This is a genomic window from Pseudomonas sp. G1002, from assembly GCF_013385455.1.
In the GTDB taxonomy this organism is placed as follows: Bacteria; Pseudomonadota; Gammaproteobacteria; order Pseudomonadales; family Pseudomonadaceae; genus Aquipseudomonas.
Genome location: NZ_JACAPY010000026.1, coordinates 20,729 through 40,748 on the forward strand (window position 1 = coordinate 20,729; position 20,020 = coordinate 40,748).

Consider the following 20,020-nt stretch of genomic DNA (forward strand, 5'->3'; position numbering starts at 1 on the left):
TCCCTGACAACCGACCCTGCGGACAAGGCCGGCAGGCAGTGCGGCATCATCGCGAAACATAAATACGACGAAACGCCCTGCCCTGCAGCCCAACACCTGCGACTGCGTTGAAACTCAAACCGCTGAAACAAAAAAGGCGCCAGACTATTAATCTGGCGCCTTTCGAAATATGGGGTGGACGAAGGGGATCGAACCCTCGACAACGGGAGTCACAATCCCGTGCTCTACCAACTGAGCTACGCCCACCATATTGCGTGACCAAAAAGCCCGTCAAAAAGGCTATTTGTTGAGCTTCGCGCCGACCCGCAGGCCTTCACGAAACTTTATTTGGTGCGGATGAAGAGACTCGAACTCTTACACCTTGCGGCGCTGGAACCTAAATCCAGTGTGTCTACCAATTCCACCACATCCGCGCTTGAAGCTTTTAAAGCAAAGGCGCCAGACTATTAATCTGGCGCCTTTTTAAATATGGGGTGGACGAAGGGGATCGAACCCTCGACAACGGGAGTCACAATCCCGTGCTCTACCAACTGAGCTACGCCCACCATATTGCGCTACTTGTGCCAAAGCTGCCTAATGGCGCACCCGGCAGGACTCGAACCTGCGACCATCCGCTTAGAAGGCGGATGCTCTATCCAGCTGAGCTACGGGCGCCTTATTAATCTGTACTCTTGGAGGATTACAAACTAACCAGTGCTAGGCTGTGCCCGACAAGTGCGACGAATAGTATAGATGGACCCGAAACCCGTCAAATCCTTTTTATAAAAAATTCATTTTATTTAAGGGGTTAGGGGAATTTGCAGACCAAGCGCCTTTGCCCTCACGCCATGGCATGCGAGAATGCGCACACTTTTCTTCCCCCTCTCGATGGTTAATCACGCGTAATGACTGCACAACTTATCGACGGCAAATCAATCGCCGCCAGCCTGCGCCAGCAGATCGCCAAACGAGTCGCCGAGCGCAGCCAACAAGGCCTGCGCACGCCGGGCCTCGCGGTGATCCTGGTCGGCAGCGATCCTGCCTCTCAGGTTTATGTCTCGCACAAGCGTAAAGACTGTGAAGAGGTCGGCTTTATTTCCAAAGCCTACGACTTGGCTGAAGACACCACCCAACAGGCCCTCACCGACCTGATCGACAGCCTCAACGACGATCCGGCCATCGACGGCATCCTGCTGCAACTGCCATTGCCCGAGCATCTGGACGCGTCGAAATTGCTCGAACGCATCCGCCCGGACAAGGACGTCGACGGTTTCCACCCTTATAACGTCGGCCGCCTGGCCCAGCGTATCCCGCTGCTGCGCCCGTGCACCCCGAAGGGCATCATGACCCTGCTGGAAAGCACCGGCGTCGATCTGTATGGCCTGGATGCCGTCGTCGTCGGCGCCTCGAACATCGTCGGTCGCCCGATGGCCATGGAACTGCTGCTGGCCGGCTGCACAGTGACCGTGACTCATCGCTTCACCAAGGACCTGGCCGGCCACGTTGGCCGCGCCGACCTGGTGGTCGTCGCCGCCGGCAAGCCGGGCCTGGTCAAGGGTGAGTGGATCAAGGAAGGCGCCATCGTCATCGACGTGGGCATCAACCGCCAGGACGATGGCAAGCTCGTGGGCGACGTGGTGTACGAAACCGCCCTGCCCCGTGCCGGCTGGATCACCCCGGTACCCGGTGGTGTCGGCCCGATGACCCGTGCCTGCCTGCTGGAAAACACCCTGTACGCCGCCGAAACCCTGCACGTCTAATAACCAGCCGTTCTGAAAGAGCCCTGCCTTATCGCAGGGCTTTTTATTGGCCGAAAAAAAGTAGTTTTTTCTTTGTTTTTAAGGGGTTTCATCTGTTTCTAGAAGAACATTCGACAGTTTCTGATCCATACTTCTAGAATGTAACGTTATTTGTCAGAACCTCCGTTGCAGAACGGTATATCCCTACTTTTTTTAGCGAGTTCATCCGCGTGAAAATTCATCTTTCCATTGTCAGCCTATTTTTTGCATTGACAGGCACCTTCGCGAGCGCAAGCGAAACCACCACCGCTCCCCGCGACATGTCCACCCTGCACATCGCCTCCGGCAGTGCGATGGTGGTAGACCTGCAGACCAACAAAGTCATCTATGCCAGCAACCCGGATGTCATCGTGCCGATCGCCTCGGTGAGCAAACTGATGACCGGCCTGATCGTGCTGGAAGCCAAGCAGAACATGGATGAATACATCGACATCAACATCAAGGACACGCCAGAGATGAAAGGCGTGTTCTCCCGGGTCAAGATCGGCAGCGAGATGCCGCGCAAGGAGATGTTGTTGATTGCCCTGATGTCCTCGGAAAACCGCGCCGCCGCCAGCCTGGCCCACCACTACCCGGGCGGCTACCCGGCCTTCATCGCGGCGATGAACGCCAAGGCCAAGGCACTGGGCATGACCAGTACCCATTACGTGGAACCAACCGGCCTGTCGATCCATAACGTGTCCACCGCCCGCGACCTGAGCAAGCTGCTGGCCGCCGCACGCAAGTACCCGATGCTCAGCCAGTTGAGCACCACCAAGGAAAAGACCGTCTCGTTCCGCAAACCCAACTACACCCTGGGTTTCTCCAACACTGACCACCTGATCAACCGCGCCAACTGGGACATCAAGCTGACCAAGACCGGCTTTACCAACCAGGCCGGCCATTGCCTGGTGCTGGTGACCAGCATGGGTAATCGCCCGGTGTCGCTGGTGATCCTCGATGCCTTCGGCAAATTCACCCACTTTGCCGATGCCGGGCGCATCCGCAGCTGGGTCGAAACCGGCAAGAGCGGCTCGGTGCCAGACGTCGCCTTGCGCTACAAGGCTGACAAGAACCTGAAGAACCGCCCACGGGCGAATGTTCAGGTCACCGAGTCCCGCTGATCCGTAAATAGCGACATAAAAAACGGCGCCCCTAAGCGCCGTTTTTTATTTGGCCTGACTGGCCAGTGTCTTGACCGCCTGGGCCGCCGCCTGCTCCTGGCCCGCCTGCGCGGTGGCACTTGCGGCCTGCTGCCAGCGCTGGGCGTCGACCTTGGCAGGCAACTGGGTAGGCCGCTGAATCAGTACCGCCCACTTGCCGCCGTCTTTCCACGCCGACTCAAACGCGCTGAAATCCATCGGCATGCGCCGCGCCAAGCCTGAACGCAGCAACACCATGCTCTTCTGCTTGTTGTAACCCACCACCACGACATACCGCGGCCCGGCCCAGAAGGTCGAGCCCTGGGTGATACGCGCCATCACCGGGTACCCGGCCGCGACCTGTGCCAGCAGCGCCGGCAGCTGATCTTCCAGCGGGTACACCAACATCCCGTATTCACGGGCCAGCACCTGCATGTTGCGCTCAAGGTCCGCTTCAGCGCCCGGCAAATGCAGTGGCTTATCCAATAGCCCCGGTGTAATCACAATGCCTTGTTGAGACAGCATGCTGGCCAGAGCGGCTGGGCCACCGAGGTAAGTCTCACCGCGAAACGCCGGCACACCCTTGAGCTCGACACTCTCCGGCAGCCCCGGGATGCTCGTGGGTTTTGGATGCGAGGAACAGGCCGCCAGCCCCATGAAACAGGCGGCGACCCACCAGGAGGTTTTAATGTTCGAGGGAAACCGCAACTTCTTCACTCACTTGATCAACGGTCGACGTGGGCCCTGATCATAGGACGCTCCGGGGCGCGGGTATAGCCTTGCAGCGCAGTAAAAGGCCGGCGATAGAGCAAACAAGTTGGACGCACACGACCATTGGTCAATAGCAGGCAACCTGCGGATAGCTAGACTGTCCATTGAGAAGACAGTGTGTGCCCGGCACCGGGCGAAAGGAGGCACTTATGAGCCTGACAACAACGATTCTGCTTTTGATCTGTGGCTGGCTGGCCGTCGCCGCCGCCATGCTGTGGGGCGTGATGCGCGTGACCCGCCGGCACCATCACCCACACGTAAAACCCGCAGCACCCGGCAAGCTGCACAAACCCGCCGGGCACCACGCCTGACGCCTTAGCCAGGCATGCAACTGAAGTCTTCGGTCTGCGCCAACTCCTTGCCGTGGCTATCCTTCAACTCGGCACGCACCGTCGTACCCAGGCTGGATTCCACCAGGGTGTAATGCTCGCCGGCCTTGAAGTTGCCGTAGGTTACATGCCCGCGACAATCCTGCTGGTTATCATCCCCCGCCTCTTCTTCAAACAAGGTGACGTCCAGGCGATGCGCGCCGGGTTTCACTTCGAAGTAGCGGCCATCATTAATGTTTTTACCGTCTACCCGCTCGGCCATCAGGTCGTTGGGTGCCTCCTCTTGCAAGCCGATCCAGGCTTCGCTCGGGTCCGCCTTCGGCATCGGGCCGGCACACGCCGACAACAACAGGACCGCACTCAAGGCCGGGATCAACAACAAGGGTTTAAGAGACATGGCAGAACTCCAAATGGATAAAGAGTGAACAGGCGAAACAGCTCCCGTTCGATCGGTATCCAGCTTGTTACTGTCACCATTGTTGAACAAATGAATACATATGAAAGGATCTTCAGCCGTTAACTAAATCTTCCTTCACCTGGCTGAAAGGTGCGTGTTAGGTGGGTCCGTCAAGACTGCGAGCGTTTGCAATCCAACTCCTTTGGAGGTTACGGCATGCTCGGGCTGGTAAAGACCGCACTGCTCAAGCCCTACACGTTTATCGTGCTGGCAATTTTCATCTGCATCATCGGGCCCATGGCGGCCTTGCGTACCCCCACTGACGTATTTCCCGATATTGGCATCCCCGTCGTTGCGGTGGTTTGGCAGTACAACGGCCTGTCTCCGGACGCCATGGCCGGTCGCGTGATCTACACCTACGAACGCTCCCTGAGTACCACCGTCAACGACATCGAGCACATTGAATCGCAGTCGTTACCCGGCATGGGCATCGTGAAGATTTTCTTCCAGCCCGGCGTGGATATCCGCACCGCCAACGCCCAGGTAACAGCGGTGTCACAAACCGTGCTCAAGCAGATGCCACCGGGCATTACGCCGCCGCTGATCCTCAACTACAGCGCCTCTACGGTGCCGATTCTGCAGATGGCGTTCTCCAGCCCCAGCTTGTCGGAAGCGAAGATCCGCGACCTGGTGCAGAACAACATCCGCTTGCCCCTGAGCGCCCTGCCCGGCCTGGCCATGCCCACGCCAATGGGCGGCAAGCAACGCCAGATCACCCTCGACCTCGACCCCCAGGCGCTGGCCGCCAAAGGTCTCTCGGCGCAGGACGTAGGCAACGCCCTGGCCCTGCAGAACCAGATTATCCCGGTGGGTACCGCCAAACTCGGCCCCAACGAATACACGATTTTGCTCAACAACAGCCCGAAGGCGATTGATGAGCTCAACGACTTGCCGATCAAGACAGTCGACGGTGCGATCATCACCATCGGCCAGGTGGCCCACGTGCGTGACGGCTCGCCGCCGCAGACCAACATCGTGCGCGTCGACGGCCACCGTGCGGTGCTGATGCCGGCCCTGAAAAACGGCAGCATCTCCACCCTGTCGATCATCGACGGCATCCGCCAGATGCTGCCGCGCATCAATGAAACCCTGCCGCCGTCGCTGAAGACCTCGCTGCTCGGCGACGCCTCGGTGTTCGTCAAACAGTCGGTGGGCAGCGTGGCCCAGGAAGGCATCATCGCCGCCTTGCTGACCAGTGCGATGATCCTGCTGTTCCTCGGCAGCTGGCGCTCGACCATCATCATCGCCGCGTCGATTCCCCTCGCGGTACTCTCGGCCATCGCCCTGCTGGCGGCCACCGGGCAAACCCTCAACGTCATGACCCTCGGCGGGCTGGCGTTGGCGGTGGGGATCCTGGTGGACGACGCCACAGTGACCATCGAGAACATCAACTGGCACCTGGAACAAGGCAAGGCGGTGAAGGACGCGATCCTCGACGGCGCCAAGCAAATCGTCGGCCCGGCGTTCGTGTCCCTGCTGTGTATCTGCATCGTGTTTGTGCCGATGTTCATGCTGCAAGGCATCGCCGGCTACCTGTTCCGCCCGATGGCATTGGCGGTGATTTTCGCCATGGCCAGCTCGTTCATTCTGTCGCGAACCCTGGTGCCGACCCTGGCGATGTTCCTGCTCAAGCCGCACGTGCCGGAGCAAGGTGAAGGTCATCACCCGGAAGATGAATTCATCAACCATCACGAGGGCGACCAGCACAAACCGCAGCGCAACGCGGTGCTGCAATCGGTGCTGAATTTCCAGCAGGGTTTTGAGCGTCACTTCTCCAACGTGCGGGACGTTTATCACGGCCTGCTGACCCTCGCCCTGGGCGCACGCAAGCGATTCATCGTGGGTTTTCTGGCGTGCATCCTTGCCTCGTTCCTGCTGCTGCCAAGCCTGGGTCAGGACTTCTTCCCGGCCACCGACGCCGGGGCCATGGCCCTGCACGTGCGCTTGCCGCTGGGCACACGCATCGAAGAGAGCGCGGCGGCCTTTGACCGGATCGAAGCGCGGATTCGCGAGATCGTTCCGGCCGACGAACTGGACACCATCGTCGACAACATCGGCATCCCGCTGAGCGGCATCGACATGGCCTACAGCAGCAGTGGCACCATCGGCCCACAGGACGGCGATATCCAGGTCACCCTGAAAAAGGACCATGCGCCCACCGCCGACTACGTGAAAAAACTGCGTGAAGCGTTGCCCGAAAGCTTCCCCGGCAGCCAGTTCGCATTCCTCCCGGCAGACATCAGCAGCCAGATCCTCAACTTCGGTTCGCCGGCCCCGCTGGACGTGAAAATCTCCGGGCGCAGCGATGAAGAAAACCGCGCCTACGCCATCGAACTGGAACGTCGCCTGAAACACATACCGGGCATTGCCGACCTGCGCATCCAGCAGTCCACCGGCTACCCGTCACTGCAAGTCAACGTGGACCGCATGCGTGCCAACGGCCTGGGCATCACCGAGCGTGACGTAACCAACAGCATGGTTGCGTCCCTGGCCGGCAGCTCGCAAACCGCACCAACGTTCTGGCTCAACCCGGCCAACGGCGTGTCGTATTCGATCGTGGCAGCCACCCCGCAATACCGCCTCGACAGCCTGCCGTCCCTGGAAGCGTTGCCGGTAACCGGTGCCGATGGTCAGTCGCAGATCCTCGGCGGCGTGGCGACCATCTCGCGGGTACAAAGCCCGGCGGTGGTGACCCACTACAACATCGAGCCGACCCTGGACCTGTACGCCAACGTGCAAGGCCGCGACCTCGGCGGCGTCGCCAGCGATGTGCAAAAAGTGCTGAACGACATGGCCCCGATGCGCCCCAAAGGCGCGACCATCAGCCTGCACGGGCAGATCGATGCGCTGCATGAAGCGTTCAACGGCTTGAGCTTCGGCCTGCTCGGTGCGGTGGTGCTGATCTACCTGCTGATCGTGGTCAACTTCCAGTCCTGGACCGACCCGTTCGTGATCATCACCGCACTGCCGGCAGCGCTGGCGGGGATCGTGTGGATGCTGTTCCTCAGCGGCACGTCATTGTCGGTGCCCGCACTCACGGGGGCCATCCTCTGTATGGGCGTGGCCACCGCCAACTCGATCCTGGTGGTGAGCTTCTGCCGAGAGCGCCTGGCCGAACATGGCGATGCACTCAAGGCCGCACTGGAAGCCGGCTACACCCGTTTCCGCCCGGTCTGCATGACCGCCCTGGCGATGATCATCGGCATGTTGCCGCTGGCCTTGTCCGAAGAACAAAACGCGCCGCTGGGACGTGCCGTGATCGGCGGCCTGATCCTCGCCACCACTGCCACTTTGCTGTTTGTACCCGTGGTCTTCAGCCTGGTCCACGGTCGTCACCCTACTCGCGCTGCTGCTGGAGAAACTTCACATGTCGTCTGATCACAAACCCTCGCGCAAGCGTCTGATGCTCATGGGTGTCGGCGGCCTGACACTGGCCGCCCTGTTGGTCGCCAACGGCCTGCACGCCCGTACGATGCATGAAAAATCCGTCACCGCCTGGACCGAAACCGCCGCCGTGCCGCAGGTGCTGGTGTTCCAGCCCAAACAGAACGCGGCCGGCGACACCCTGCGCCTGCCCGCGCATCTGGAAGCCTGGAGCAAGGCACCGATTCATGCGCGGGTCAGCGGTTACCTGAAAGACTGGAAAGTCGACATCGGCAGCCAGGTCAAGGCCGGGCAGATTCTCGCCGAGATCGACAGCCCCGACCTCGACCAGCAAGTAGCGCAAACCCACGCGCGCATGGTGCAGGAACAGGCCAACGCACGACTGGCAGAAACCACTGCCACCCGTTGGAAAAACCTGCTGGACAGCCATTCGGTATCGCGCCAGGAGGCCGATGAAAAAACCTCCAACGCGCTGGCGGCCAAGGCCAACGCCCAGGCCGCCGAGGCTGACTATGCGCGGCTCTCGGCGCTGGAAGACTACAAGACCATTCGCGCGCCATTCGCCGGTGTGATCACCGCGCGCAACACCGACATCGGCCAGTTGATCAAGGCTGACAGCGACAGCGATCCGGAACTGTTCGACATCGCCGACACCCACCAACTGCGCCTCTACGTGCCGGTGCCGCAGAACTACGCCGCGGTGATTCATCCCGGGCTGGCCGCCCAACTGACGGTACCCGAGCACCCCGGCGAACACTTCAGCGCGAAGCTGATGGGCGACTCCACCGCCATCGACCGCCGCTCCGGCACCCTGCTCGCACAGTTCGTGGCCGACAACCCGGACGGCAAGTTGCTGCCCGGCGACTACGCCGAAGCCACCCTGGCGATTCCGGCGGATACCCATGGCGTGAGCATCCCGGCCAGCGCCCTGATCTTCCGGGCCGAAGGCACCCAGGTCGCGGTACTGGACGCCAAGAACCACGTGCACCTGCAAGACATCCACATCGGCCTCGACCTCGGCGAGCGCCTGGTGATTGACCAGGGCCTGAAACCCACTGACCGCGTAGTCGACAACCCACCCGACGCACTGCGCGAAGGCGACGCCGTGCAAATGGCCGATGCCGGAGGTGCCCATGCGCCCAAGGCTTAAACCCCTCGCCGCCCTGGTATTGGTGGCACTGCACGGTTGCTCGCTGGCGCCCACCTACAAGACGCCAACCATCGACCTGCCGGCCAAGTACCGCGAACAGACCAGCGACGGTCCGTGGCACAGCGCACAACCGTCCGACCAACTGGCGCCGAAGTGGTGGCAGCTTTACCAGGACCCGCGCCTGAACGACCTGCAGGAACAACTGCTCAAGGCCAACCCGGACCTGGCGGCGGCGCTGGCGCATTTCGATGCGTCCCAGGCGTATGCCAGCCAGTTGCATGCCGGGCTGTTCCCGCAAATAACCGCCAGCGCGCAACCGTTGCGCCAGCGGCAATCGGACAATCGGCCACTGCGGGGTGATACCCAGCCTTCGGTGTACAACAGCAACACGGCGGGGTTTGCGCTGAGCTTCGATCTGGATCTGTGGGGCAAAATCCGCAACCAGGTGGCGGCTGGCGATGCACAGGCCCAAGCCTCCGGGGATGATTTGGCGGTGGCACGCCTGAGCCTGCAGCATCAGTTGGCGACGCTGTACGTGCAGCTCAACGGACTGGATGCCCAGAGCCGGATTCTCAGCAGTTCGCTGGATGATTTTGGCCAGGCGCTGAAACTGACCCGCAGCCGGTACGAGGGGCAGATCGCCTCGGAGCTCGACCTGACCCGGGCGCAGAATCAGCTGGCTGAAGCACAGGCGCAGCTTGACGATGTGCGCGGTCAACGCAATCTCACCGAGCATGCGATTGGTGAATTGGTGGGCGTATCCGCCAGTGAATTCCAGCTGCCGCCGAGCCAGCAATTGATCGCCTTGCCGGGAATTCCACAGCAGTTGCCGAGCCAGTTGCTGCAACGTCGGCCGGATATTGCGGCGGCGGAACGGCGGGTGTTTGCGGCCAACGCGAATATCGGCGTGGCCAAGGCGGCGTGGTACCCGGATTTCAGTTTGACCGGCTTGATTGGCGGGCAGACCCAAGGTGTGGGCAACTTGTTCTCCGCCGCCAATCGGTATTGGGCGCTGGGGCCGCTGGTGAATCTGCCGATCTTTGATGGCGGCCGGTTGAGCGCCAATGAGCGCCAGGCCAAGGCGGAGTTTGAAGAGGCTTCGGCGCACTATCGCAGCCAGGTGTTAAGAGCCGTGCGTGAGGTGGAAGACAACCTTGGGCAACTGCGCGACTTGCAGCAGGAGGCGATGGACGAACAAGCCGCCGCGAATGCCGCCGAGCACACACAGGCACTGGCGATGAACAGTTACCAGGCGGGGGCTGTGAGCTATCTGGATGTGGTGACGGCGCAGACGGCGGCGTTGCAGGCGCAGCGCACGTTGCAGGCGGTGCAGACGCGGCAGTTGCAGGCGAGTGTGGGTTTGGTGACGGCGCTGGGCGGCGGCTGGTTGCCTGGGGCGTGAGGTTGCTTCCTACAACCGGGATCACATACGGGAGTTTTGTTGATCCGGACGTCAGGGCGCCAAGTAGGCTCCCACAGCCTCGAGTGCTCGAAGCTTCAAATAATCCGCCTTGATGACCGCGTTGTCGGCATGCACCAAATAAATGGTACCCGGTTGGCTGAATACGTCTTTGGTCATGCCAATCGGCTGCCCGCTGCCAACGTAGAACACCGAATAAAAATAGGACTCGAGCTTCAGAAGCTCGCTTAAAAACAGCTCTTTGGTGAAACAACCCGGCGAACGATTGATTAGGCAGACGTTATAGCTGTGCAGCAACAATTCATAACCTACCTGGGCGTCAAGCAAGCGCTCAAATTGTTCCGGCTCAACGATGGACATAACCGTGGCGCGAATCTGCCCCAGTCCTGTCGTCTGTTCGGATACTTCAGGACGAAGAATTCCGTCGGTGCGCGCTGCGATCTCCACAAGTCTGGGACCTTTTTCGGTCAGCATAACCTCCGCGTGGCTAGGGCCATTTTCAATGCCCAGGCTTCTGACGACCTTGCGGGTGTAGTCGACCAGCAGCTCACACTCAGGCTCGGCAGGGCTGACCAGTTCATCAATGTCGTAAATGACGCTACCGCTGTCCAGCCGCTCCTTTCGGTATCTCACCACTTCAGTGACCATCTGCCTCGCGCCCAGGGAGACCATATTCACAACATATTCCACACCAACCAAATATTCCTGGATCAGGACCTGAGCGTTCCTAATATTGAGTCGATTGGTCGTTCCCAAAACCTTTCCGAAGGCGACCTCACAATCTTGCAAATCATCGCAAATATAAACCCCATCCGCGCCTGCACTATCCAGAGGTTTCAGCACCACGGGAAACCTGCCATGCCCCAGGATCCAGGCCTTGGCCGCATTCCATGACTCAACGATAGCCTGTTGCGCGGCTGGCAGCCCAGCGTCGGCGACACAACGGATCATTTCAAACTTGTTCCTGCGCGCCTGAGTTCGGTTGAATTGGTTGCGATAAGGAAGATTGAGCTGCTCGTTGAGCCAATCAGACAACAACACACCGGTTTCAGCCCCAGCGATGATGTACTGGGGATCGAACGTCGCAACGCGTTCGACCGTCGCTTCCAACTGCTTATTGACGATCAGACATTCATAAATCGAGGCATCGAAACCCATGTAGTAATAATCATCGAGCGTCGCGGACGACGCCACATGGATCAACGTACAGCCTCGCTCACGCAACGCTTTCGCGACAAACTTACCGGATGAAAAACCATCGACTATCACGACTCTGCTCATCTCAATCCCCGCCTTTCGAGATACAGACTTGCGATTGCTCGTCCAGAGAGTAAAAAAATAATGACGCCAACCGCCGTGACACTGGCTGCCGAAAACTCCACTCGTGTGTCGAGATATTGAAGCAGCAGGACAAACACCGGCAGTGTCAGCAGTAACAGCGAGACATGGATAGCACTGAGATAATGAATGGTTTTTTGAATCAGATAAATCGGCAGCAAATGGCCAATCACCACTAACGTCAGCATCGGCCAGAACAGCTCAGGGCCCAAGGCAAAACCGACACCCGTCGCGGGAATCAAGACGACACAGGCAATGATCATCACCACATTTCGGACCGCCAGAATTTCATAAACAACCCACTGTCGAGCGAATAGCTTTTTCGAGACGATCGTATACATCACGGTGCCCAACGCGCACACCAGAACGCTGACGATGCCAAGCATTCGCTGCGCGGTAGTGGTGGAAGACACACCACTGTCACCCATGAATGACTTGAACAACATGATTCCCACGGAAATCAGTACCAGCCAGGAAATCAATGTATCCGCCAACGCGGTTTTAACCCTGTTTTTATCAAAAGCAGAGAGGATGAGCGTTAGCGCCGGCCCGCATGCCACTGAGGCCACGCCGACAACGGCAGGTTCCAGGTAACGGAGTGCGTAGAACAGGCCGCCCCAGTTCAATAGAACTGCAACATTGACTAAAAAAACTAACAATATGTTTTCGCACAGTTTTATGATAAGTTTTTTGTTACTTCGCAAGAGCGTAAAACTTAGAAAAAACGCTCCTGAAAAACTGAAGCAGTAAAAAATGACTACCAAGGGATTTATCATTTGGGTAACAAAAGCCACATACACGTCAAATGCAGCACTGATAAAGCAAAAAATCAGCCCAAGCACCATTCCGCGCCGCATCAAGCTACTCATTTAAATCACCAGATGGTGTGCAACCTTGACGGGCTTCGAATTGCTTCATCGTCTTGATGCCATCTAAAATCCGCATCAGTCAATCACCTCAACACCTCCAGCCCTCACATTGATTTTTATTATAGTTTTTACCAAAATCCCAGTTTTCTCAAACACTTCCCCGATTCCTCCGCTGCCTACTTTTTCTACTGCACAGATAACACCTAAAACTTCCCCGCCACTTGCTCTAACGGCGTCAACCAATGAAACAATCGTCCCCCCGGTACTCAACGTATCATCAACGATGACAACTCGATCATCGCGACCTATTCCGTTGAGATATAGTTTCCCGTCAAAGTATTCTGAACTAATATCCACAACCTGCTCATTTAGACAACCCAGGCTATAGGGATACCAGCGCGCCATCGCAAGAGGAATGCCAGTCAATAACGAAACCGCTGTGGCGAGAGGTGCCCCTTTATCCTCCTCAGTAACAATTTTAGTAGCAGTCAGATCCATAAGCCTAATTGACCTCTGAGCGACTTCCATCAAAACTTGTGGCCGCAGCGCGGGAATCTGATCCGCAAATTCATTAACCGTAGTCAATGCTTTTCCAGAATTCACAACATCGGCGTTCCTATAAACATCTTCAAGTAACATTTTTTCAATCCTCCCTGTATTCTGGATAAATACCATCCCAGCGACTTCTATATTTCCACGCACTATCAAAAAATAGAGTCACGATATTTTGATTGTTACACTCCCGAATAATCTCGTCACAGACCAATAAATTTGCGCCGCAAGTTGGTCCAATCTGGATACCCGAATCAACGATAAATTGCTTCATGCGCTGCCAAGACCGGGCGCCATCCACTAACCTCACCTCATCTACAAGTTCAGGTATCGTATTAATGGATAATACTCCAGCCCCCAGCCCCATAAGATTATGAGGACGATGCTTAAAAGCCGTATTTTTCTTCATCGCGTAGAGAGGTGCCGAACTTTTGACCTCTATACCTATAGCTTTAATTTCTTTGTATTCTCGTTTCAACACTTCTGCAATACCGGAAAACGTTCCCCCTGTACCGATGGAGCATATGAAAAAGTCAGGTATGACATTCATCTTTTTTAGTGCATTGACGATTTCTTCGCCACAGCCGTGCCATGCCTCTTTATTTAGTAGCGTATTGGACTGATCCAGAAAGTAGGTATTTCCTTCTAGTGCTTCTGAGGAAAACTTTTTGGCCATCGTAGCCGCTCCAGCTAAAAACTCTTCCTTTGGAGTTTCGGTTATTTGTGCCCCATAAGATAAAATTTGTGCTTTGCGTTCCTGCGTCATGCCCTCTGGCATAAAAACTCTTATTGAATAACCTTTTTCTCTGCCTATCCATGCGAGCGCGGCACCTCCGTTCCCTGTGGAACTATCCACCAGTATCATGCCAGGTTGAATAACCCCCGATGCCTCTAGCTTGGTAATGATACTCAAGTAGGTTCTATCCTTATGACTGCCCGACGGGTTCATAAACTCGCACTTTGAAAACACCCGATTTCCGCTGTCGCTTTTAACCTCCACAAGTGGCGTATCTCCTATATCACCTAGCTTCATTATTCCTCCTTTAACCCAAGCATTTATTCCGATGCATTTGACCCTATCAAAACATTGCAAAAGTAAATAGCTAGCAAAACGGTTAGGTGCTTGCAAAAAAAACTAACACCTTCAGGTAGCACCGATAACGGAAAAATGAAAAAGGGAACTTTCACACAAGCTGCTCGGATGTGACCTTCATACTATTTAACCCATTATCTGCAGTTACCAGTATCCACTGGGCTCTGGGGTCCTTGGTAAACCTGCCGATCTTCGACGGCGGGCGCCTGAGTGCCAAGCCAAGGCCGAGTTTGAAGAGGCCTCGGCCCACTACCTCAGCCAGGTTTTACGCGCCGTGCGCAAGGTTAAAGATAACTAGGGGCAACTGCCGGATTTGCAGCAGAAAGCGCTGGATGAACAGTTATCTGGCGGGGGCTCTGAGTTATCTGGATGTGGTGACGGCGCAGACCGCAGCGTTGCAGGCGCAGCGCACGTTGCAGGCGGTGCAGACGCGGCAGTTGCAGGCGAGTGTGGGTTTGGTGACGGCGCTGGGCGGAGGCTGGAAGCCCGACGCCTGATACCTGTCTCAAGAACGACAGTGATCAACTGTGGGAGCGGGCTTGCTCGCGAATGCGGTGGGTCAGCACCGGATATGCTGGCTGACACACCGCCTTCGCGAGCAAGCCCGCTCCCACATTTTATCGCAGTGACTGGACGTACTCAGGCAGCCAACTTACCGCTGGCGATTGCCACCGAAGCTGCCACCATCGCCCTCAGCAACACCGCACACCCCGCCGCCAAATCATCCGGCGCCGCGTTCTCGATTTCGTTATGGCTGATGCCACCTTCACACGGCACAAAGATCATCCCCGCGGGCCCCAGTTCCGCGACGAAAATCGCGTCATGCCCTGCCCCGCTCACGATATCCATGTTGGACAACCCCAACCCATTGGCCGCATCACGCACGGCATCCACGCAGCCTTTGTCGAAGTACAGCGGCGGGAAGTCAGCGGTGGGTGTCATCTCGAACGTGAGGCCGTGCTTGGCGCAGGTTTCGTCAATCACTTTGCGCACCTGGGCAATCATCGAATCCAACCGCGCCGGTTCCAGATGGCGGAAGTCCAAGGTCATGCGCACTTCGCCAGGAATGACGTTGCGTGAGCCCGGATACGCTTGCAGGCAACCGACGGTGCCGCAGGCGTGAGGCTGATGACCCAACGCCGCCGCGTTAACTGCAGCCACCACGGCCGCGGCACCGACCAGGGCATCCTTGCGCAGGTGCATCGGGGTCGGCCCCGCATGCGCCTCGACACCCCGCAGTTTCAGGTCGAACCATTTCTGGCCAAGGGCGCCCAGCACCACACCGATGGTTTTCTTTTCATCCTCAAGAATCGGACCTTGCTCGATATGTGCTTCGAAATATGCGCCCACCTTGTGCCCGCTCACCGGGCGTGATCCGGCATACCCAATGGCATTCAGCGCATCGCCCACGGTCACGCCATCGGCATCCGTCTTGGCCAGCGTGTCGGCCAGGGTGAATTTCTCGGCAAACACCCCGGAGCCCATCATGCATGGAGGAAAGCGCGAGCCTTCTTCGTTGGTCCACACCACCACTTCCAGCGGCGCTTCGGTTTCCACCTTCAGGTCATTGAGGGTGCGCAATACCTCAACGCCCGCCAGCACACCAAAACAGCCATCAAACTTGCCGCCGGTGGGCTGGGTGTCGATATGGCTGCCGGTCATCACCGGCGGCAACTGGGGATTGCGCCCGGGCCGGCGGGCGAAGATGTTACCGACGCCATCGATGGTCACGGTACAGCCCGCTTCCTCGCACCACTTCACAAACAGGTCGCGGGCCTGGCGATCGAGGTCGGTCAGGGCCAGGCGGCAGACGCCGCCCTTGGGGGTGGCGCCGAGCTTGGCGAGTTCCATCAGGGACAGCCACAGACGATCGCGGTTGATGTGCTGATGGGTGGATTGCAGAACGTCTATGGCAGCGTTCATAGAGATCTCCTCAGGCAGTAGTTCTTATGAATTTGACCAGACTCTCACTGGAGGACTGCGATCAAAAATGTGGGAGCGGGCTTGCTCGCGAAGGCGGTGATTCAGCTAACACATCTGGCGACTGGCACACCGTATTCGCGAGCAAGCCCGCTCCCACATTTGATTGCATTCCACATCGATTAAAGCGGTGTTTTCACCGCGACCACACGAGCCCCGCGTTTCATGCAGAGGGCGTAATACAACAGGCCACCGAGCGCCGAGCCGGTGAACCAGCCATAGCTGTAGAACCAGCTGAACGCGTCGCTGCCCAGGGACAGCAACGTCAACACCACCGGCACGCCAAACGCCAGGAAGCCATGCCAGTTCCACGCCGGGTACACGTCATCGCGATACAAACCGGCGAGGTCCAGTTGCTGTTTCTTGATGATGAAATAGTCCACCACCATGATCCCGGCGATCGGCCCCAAGAGGCTTGAGTAACCCAGCAACCAGTTGGAATAGACGGTTTCCAGGCTCACGTCGGAGATGATCAGCCCGAGCTTTTTCAGCAGTTCGTGGGCCATCAGCGCCAGGCCCACCAGGCCGGTGAGCACCACCGCCGTGGTGCGGTTGATCAGCTTGGGGGCGATGTTCTGGAAGTCGTTGGTGGGCGAGACGATGTTCGCCGCGGTGTTGGTGGACAAGGTGGCGATGATGATCAGCGCCATCGCCACGGCCACCCACACCGGGCTCTGGATATGGCCGATCAGGGTGACCGGGTCGGAGACGCTGACGCCCACCAGTTTCACCGAGGCGGCGGTCATGATTACGCCGAGGGCGGCGAACAGGAACATGGTCAGCGGCAGGCCGAATATCTGCCCGAGGATCTGGTCTTTCTGGCTCTTGGCGTAGCGGCTGAAGTCGGGGATGTTCAACGACAAGGTGGCCCAGAAACCCACCATCGCCGTCAGGCCCGCCATGAAGTAGCCGGTGAGGCTCGCGCCTTCGGGACGCTTGGGAGGGATCGCCATCAACTCGGTCAGCGACACATTCGGCAGCGCCCACACCAGCAGCCCGATACCCACCGCCACCAGCAGCGGTGCCGACAGGGTTTCCAGCCATTTGATCGACTCGGCGCCACGCAATACCACCCACAGGTTCAGGGTCCAGAAGATCATGAAGCCGATCACTTCACCGGTGCCGCCAAGGGATTTCCAACCCTCGAAAATCGACCCCAGGAACAGGTGGATCGCCAGGCCGCCAAACATCGTCTGGATACCGAACCAGCCACACGCCACCAACGCGCGGATCAGGCACGGCACGTTGGAGCCGAGCACGCCGAAGGACGAGCGCAACAACACCGGAAACGGGATGCCGTACTTGGTACCGGGGAAGGCGTTGAGGGTCAGCGGGATCAGCACCACGATATTGGCCAGCAGGATCGCCATCAGCGCCTCGCCCACCGACAACCCGAAGTACGCGGTGAGCACGCCGCCCAGGGTGTAGGTCGGCACACACACCGACATGCCGATCCACAGCGCGGTGATATGCCACTTGTTCCAGGTGCGTTCGCGCACCTTGGTCGGTGCCATGTCGTGGTTGTAGCGGGGGCTGTCGAGGACGTCGGGGCCGGCGTCGAGTTCGTACAGGCCGTTGCGCTCAATGACTTGCGATCTGTTCTGTTGCATGGCCGCTCCACGGTTTTTTCGAATTATTTTTGCTCATCCCGTGACATGCACGGAATGGCCGGAGTACCTCGTTGACAACATGACATCCGGGACCCGGCCAACCGCCACCGCACTCAATAACCGTGCCGTAAACCGTCAACCTGCCCGCACCGCTTGCATAACTTGCTGATGTTTATCAGCTTTATTGTCTCGACCGGAGAGCCCCTCGTTACTTTCAGCGTTACTCAGGCCAAATAACGCAGAAGTTGTCCGAACCATCAAGACTCAATCTGGTGCAACACAATTATTTTTATTTACCGGCCCCGTCAAGAGGCATGTCTCAAGCGTCTGATTTGCAATAGGAAATGTTGCTCATATTGGGAACCTGTCAAGTGCGTCAAAATGGTGAGAGGCCGCTACATTTTGGTGATTTTGATTTTTTATCGTTAAAAATCAATCACTTAATAAATATATAAGCTTATAAAAAATATTCTTGCTCATTCGAAAAACTCGGGCTAGCTTCTATTCCTGTCACCGCTGACAGGAATTAACTTTCCAGCGGCGCGATGCATGACAACACTTAGAACTGGCACAAGCCGGTCAAGCCTGTGAGGAACTCGACATGTCGCTGTTGATCCGTGGCGCTACCGTTATTACCCATGATGAAAGTTACCGAGCCGATGTTTTATGCGCAGACGGTCTAATCCGCGCCATTGGCACTGATCTGGATATTCCCGCCGGCACCGAGATACTCGACGGCAGCGGTCAATACCTGATGCCCGGCGGCATCGACCCCCATACCCATATGCAGTTGCCCTTCATGGGCACCGTGGCCAGTGAAGATTTTTTCAGTGGCACGGCCGCCGGGTTGGCGGGCGGCACCACGTCGATCATCGACTTCGTGATTCCCAACCCGCAGCAATCCCTGCTGGAAGCCTTCCATCAGTGGCGCGGCTGGGCCGAGAAGTCGGCGTCCGACTACGGCTTTCACGTCGCCATTACCTGGTGGAGCGAGCAGGTCCGCGAGGAAATGGCCGAGTTGGTGAGCCAACACGGCATCAACAGCTTCAAGCATTTCATGGCGTACAAGAACGCGATCATGGCCGCGGACGACACCTTGGTGGCGAGCTTCGAACGCTGCCTGGAACTGGGTGCGGTACCGACGGTGCATGCCGAAAACGGCGAGCTGGTGTATCACCTGCAACGCAAGCTGATGGCCCAGGGCATTACCGGGCCTGAAGCGCATCCGTTGTCGCGGCCTTCGCAGGTGGAAGGTGAAGCCGCCAGCCGGGCGATCAGGATTGCCGAAACCATCGGCACGCCGCTGTACCTGGTGCACGTGTCCACCAAGGAAGCGCTGGATGAAATCACCTACGCCCGCAGCAAGGGCCAGCCGGTGTACGGCGAAGTATTGGCCGGGCATCTGCTGCTGGACGACAGCGTGTATCAACACCCCGACTGGCAGACCGCCGCCGGCTATGTGATGAGCCCGCCCTTCCGCCCGCGCGGGCATCAGGAGGCACTGTGGCATGGCCTGCAATCGGGCAACCTGCACACCACCGCCACCGACCATTGCTGCTTCTGCGCCGAGCAAAAAGCCGCCGGGCGGGATGACTTCAGCAAAATTCCCAATGGCACTGCCGGTATCGAAGACCGCATGGCGCTGTTGTGGGATGAGGGCGTGAACACTGGGCGCTTGTCGATGCAGGAATTCGTTGCGCTGACGTCTACCAACACCGCGAAGATCTTCAACCTGTATCCACGCAAAGGAGCGATCCGCGTGGGGGCCGATGCTGACCTGGTGCTGTGGGACCCGCAAGGCACACGGACCATTTCCGCGAAGACTCACCACCAGAAAGTCGACTTCAACATCTTCGAAGGCAAGACCGTGCGCGGCGTGCCGAGCCATACCATCAGCCAGGGCAAGCTGGTCTGGGCGGATGGGGATTTGCGCGCCGAACGGGGTGCGGGTCGGTATATCGAACGGCCGACGTATCCGCCGGTGTTTGAGCAGTTGAGCAAGCGGGCGGAGCGTTCCAGGCCGGTTGCTGTGAAACGCTGAGGCCGCCATTCGCGAGCAAGCCCGCTCCCACATTCGCCCCCATTCCAACAGGATAAATGCAGTCGAATGTGGGAGCGGGCTTGCTCGCGAAGAGGCCGGTACCGGCAACAAAAAAACCACTGCCCAC

General features: G+C 58.1%; 15 protein-coding genes, 4 tRNA genes and 1 pseudogene. 8 read left to right on the plus strand and 12 right to left on the minus strand.

What is annotated here, in order from left to right:
* Positions 1-170: 170 nt before the first annotated feature.
* The 4 genes from HX801_RS13880 to HX801_RS13895 form a co-directional block, all read right to left on the minus strand.
* Positions 171-246: transfer RNA gene (locus tag HX801_RS13880), tRNA-His, on the minus strand.
* A gap of 82 nt (positions 247-328) precedes the next feature.
* Positions 329-413: transfer RNA gene (locus HX801_RS13885), tRNA-Leu, on the minus strand.
* A 56-nt stretch (positions 414-469) separates the two neighbouring features.
* Positions 470-545: transfer RNA gene (locus tag HX801_RS13890), tRNA-His, on the minus strand.
* A gap of 32 nt (positions 546-577) precedes the next feature.
* A tRNA-Arg gene (locus HX801_RS13895) sits at positions 578-654 on the minus strand.
* A 230-nt stretch (positions 655-884) separates the two neighbouring features.
* Here HX801_RS13895 and folD point away from each other — a divergent pair.
* Together folD and pbpG are read left to right on the plus strand one after the other, a co-directional pair.
* A complete protein-coding gene (gene folD, locus HX801_RS13900; RefSeq protein WP_003207853.1) occupies positions 885-1,739 on the plus strand; it encodes a bifunctional methylenetetrahydrofolate dehydrogenase/methenyltetrahydrofolate cyclohydrolase FolD in 855 nt (284 codons plus the stop codon).
* Between the two features lie 209 nt (positions 1,740-1,948).
* On the plus strand, positions 1,949-2,881 hold the full coding sequence (pbpG, locus tag HX801_RS13905; protein ID WP_003207851.1) for a D-alanyl-D-alanine endopeptidase: 933 nt from the start codon (positions 1,949-1,951) through the stop codon (positions 2,879-2,881).
* Between the two features lie 45 nt (positions 2,882-2,926).
* Here the strand turns inward: pbpG and HX801_RS13910 are convergent, their stop codons facing one another.
* Entirely contained in the window at positions 2,927-3,556 is a 630-nt protein-coding gene (locus HX801_RS13910) for a peptidase C39 family protein (protein ID WP_177022276.1), read from the minus strand.
* A 263-nt stretch (positions 3,557-3,819) separates the two neighbouring features.
* On the opposite strand from HX801_RS13910, the gene HX801_RS13915 reads away from it, so the two are divergent.
* Positions 3,820-3,981 (plus strand): hypothetical protein, encoded by a 162-nt coding sequence (locus HX801_RS13915; protein WP_003207847.1) that lies wholly within the window; start codon positions 3,820-3,822, stop codon positions 3,979-3,981.
* Positions 3,982-3,985: 4 nt separating this feature from the next.
* Here HX801_RS13915 and HX801_RS13920 read toward each other — a convergent pair whose 3' ends face one another.
* A complete protein-coding gene (locus HX801_RS13920) occupies positions 3,986-4,396 on the minus strand; it encodes a hypothetical protein (protein WP_003207845.1) in 411 nt (136 codons plus the stop codon).
* Between the two features lie 216 nt (positions 4,397-4,612).
* On the opposite strand from HX801_RS13920, the gene HX801_RS13925 reads away from it, so the two are divergent.
* The 3 genes from HX801_RS13925 to HX801_RS13935 are packed head-to-tail and all read left to right on the plus strand — an operon-like array spanning position 4,613 to position 10,392.
* Positions 4,613-7,834 (plus strand): efflux RND transporter permease subunit, encoded by a 3,222-nt coding sequence (locus tag HX801_RS13925; protein ID WP_003207843.1) that lies wholly within the window; start codon positions 4,613-4,615, stop codon positions 7,832-7,834.
* Positions 7,824-8,990, plus strand: coding sequence for an efflux RND transporter periplasmic adaptor subunit (locus HX801_RS13930; protein WP_003207841.1), 1,167 nt, complete (start codon positions 7,824-7,826; stop codon positions 8,988-8,990). The genes HX801_RS13925 and HX801_RS13930 overlap by 11 nt, the downstream gene beginning before the upstream one ends.
* On the plus strand, positions 8,974-10,392 hold the full coding sequence (locus tag HX801_RS13935) for an efflux transporter outer membrane subunit (protein ID WP_177022256.1): 1,419 nt from the start codon (positions 8,974-8,976) through the stop codon (positions 10,390-10,392). The genes HX801_RS13930 and HX801_RS13935 overlap by 17 nt, the downstream gene beginning before the upstream one ends.
* Before the next feature lie 51 nt (positions 10,393-10,443).
* Here the strand turns inward: HX801_RS13935 and HX801_RS13940 are convergent, their stop codons facing one another.
* The 4 genes from HX801_RS13940 to HX801_RS13955 all read right to left on the minus strand — a co-directional run bounded on the left by HX801_RS13940 (position 10,444) and on the right by HX801_RS13955 (position 14,202).
* Positions 10,444-11,691 (minus strand): ATP-grasp domain-containing protein, encoded by a 1,248-nt coding sequence (locus tag HX801_RS13940; RefSeq protein ID WP_087693202.1) that lies wholly within the window; start codon positions 11,689-11,691, stop codon positions 10,444-10,446.
* On the minus strand, positions 11,688-12,617 hold the full coding sequence (locus HX801_RS13945) for a DMT family transporter (RefSeq protein WP_177022257.1): 930 nt from the start codon (positions 12,615-12,617) through the stop codon (positions 11,688-11,690). The genes HX801_RS13940 and HX801_RS13945 overlap by 4 nt, the downstream gene beginning before the upstream one ends.
* A 75-nt stretch (positions 12,618-12,692) precedes the next feature.
* On the minus strand, positions 12,693-13,256 hold the full coding sequence (locus HX801_RS13950) for a phosphoribosyltransferase family protein (protein ID WP_177022258.1): 564 nt from the start codon (positions 13,254-13,256) through the stop codon (positions 12,693-12,695).
* A 4-nt stretch (positions 13,257-13,260) separates the two neighbouring features.
* Entirely contained in the window at positions 13,261-14,202 is a 942-nt protein-coding gene (locus tag HX801_RS13955) for a cysteine synthase family protein (RefSeq protein WP_177022259.1), read from the minus strand.
* A 215-nt stretch (positions 14,203-14,417) separates the two neighbouring features.
* Between HX801_RS13955 and HX801_RS13960 the strand changes: the two are divergent.
* A pseudogene (locus HX801_RS13960) lies at positions 14,418-14,759 on the plus strand (RND transporter); the annotation flags it as partial.
* Positions 14,760-14,901: 142 nt separating this feature from the next.
* Here the strand turns inward: HX801_RS13960 and HX801_RS13965 are convergent.
* Together HX801_RS13965 and HX801_RS13970 are read right to left on the minus strand one after the other, a co-directional pair.
* Positions 14,902-16,185 carry a Zn-dependent hydrolase gene (locus HX801_RS13965; RefSeq protein ID WP_087693198.1) on the minus strand — a complete coding sequence of 428 codons (1,284 nt, stop codon included), beginning with the start codon at positions 16,183-16,185 and terminating at the stop codon, positions 14,902-14,904.
* A 179-nt stretch (positions 16,186-16,364) separates the two neighbouring features.
* Entirely contained in the window at positions 16,365-17,852 is a 1,488-nt protein-coding gene (locus HX801_RS13970) for an NCS1 family nucleobase:cation symporter-1 (protein ID WP_003207834.1), read from the minus strand.
* Positions 17,853-18,453: 601 nt separating this feature from the next.
* Between HX801_RS13970 and hydA the strand changes: the two genes are divergently transcribed.
* A complete protein-coding gene (gene hydA, locus HX801_RS13975; protein ID WP_003207833.1) occupies positions 18,454-19,893 on the plus strand; it encodes a dihydropyrimidinase in 1,440 nt (479 codons plus the stop codon).
* Positions 19,894-20,020 lie beyond the last annotated feature (127 nt).

Bases quoted from the DNA above. Each gene is read 5' to 3' on its own strand.
- folD (WP_003207853.1), top strand. From the start codon at position 885: ATGACTGCACAACTTATCGACGGCAAATCAATCGCCGCCAGCCTGCGC.
- HX801_RS13910 (WP_177022276.1), bottom strand. From the start codon at position 3,556: ATGGGGCTGGCGGCCTGTTCCTCGCATCCAAAACCCACGAGCATCCCG.
- HX801_RS13915 (WP_003207847.1), top strand. From the start codon at position 3,820: ATGAGCCTGACAACAACGATTCTGCTTTTGATCTGTGGCTGGCTGGCC.
- HX801_RS13920 (WP_003207845.1), bottom strand. From the start codon at position 4,396: ATGTCTCTTAAACCCTTGTTGTTGATCCCGGCCTTGAGTGCGGTCCTG.
- HX801_RS13925 (WP_003207843.1), top strand. From the start codon at position 4,613: ATGCTCGGGCTGGTAAAGACCGCACTGCTCAAGCCCTACACGTTTATC.
- HX801_RS13930 (WP_003207841.1), top strand. From the start codon at position 7,824: ATGTCGTCTGATCACAAACCCTCGCGCAAGCGTCTGATGCTCATGGGT.
- HX801_RS13935 (WP_177022256.1), top strand. From the start codon at position 8,974: ATGCGCCCAAGGCTTAAACCCCTCGCCGCCCTGGTATTGGTGGCACTG.
- HX801_RS13940 (WP_087693202.1), bottom strand. From the start codon at position 11,691: ATGAGCAGAGTCGTGATAGTCGATGGTTTTTCATCCGGTAAGTTTGTC.
- HX801_RS13945 (WP_177022257.1), bottom strand. From the start codon at position 12,617: ATGAGTAGCTTGATGCGGCGCGGAATGGTGCTTGGGCTGATTTTTTGC.
- HX801_RS13950 (WP_177022258.1), bottom strand. From the start codon at position 13,256: ATGTTACTTGAAGATGTTTATAGGAACGCCGATGTTGTGAATTCTGGA.
- HX801_RS13955 (WP_177022259.1), bottom strand. From the start codon at position 14,202: ATGAAGCTAGGTGATATAGGAGATACGCCACTTGTGGAGGTTAAAAGC.
- HX801_RS13965 (WP_087693198.1), bottom strand. From the start codon at position 16,185: ATGAACGCTGCCATAGACGTTCTGCAATCCACCCATCAGCACATCAAC.
- HX801_RS13970 (WP_003207834.1), bottom strand. From the start codon at position 17,852: ATGCAACAGAACAGATCGCAAGTCATTGAGCGCAACGGCCTGTACGAA.
- hydA (WP_003207833.1), top strand. From the start codon at position 18,454: ATGTCGCTGTTGATCCGTGGCGCTACCGTTATTACCCATGATGAAAGT.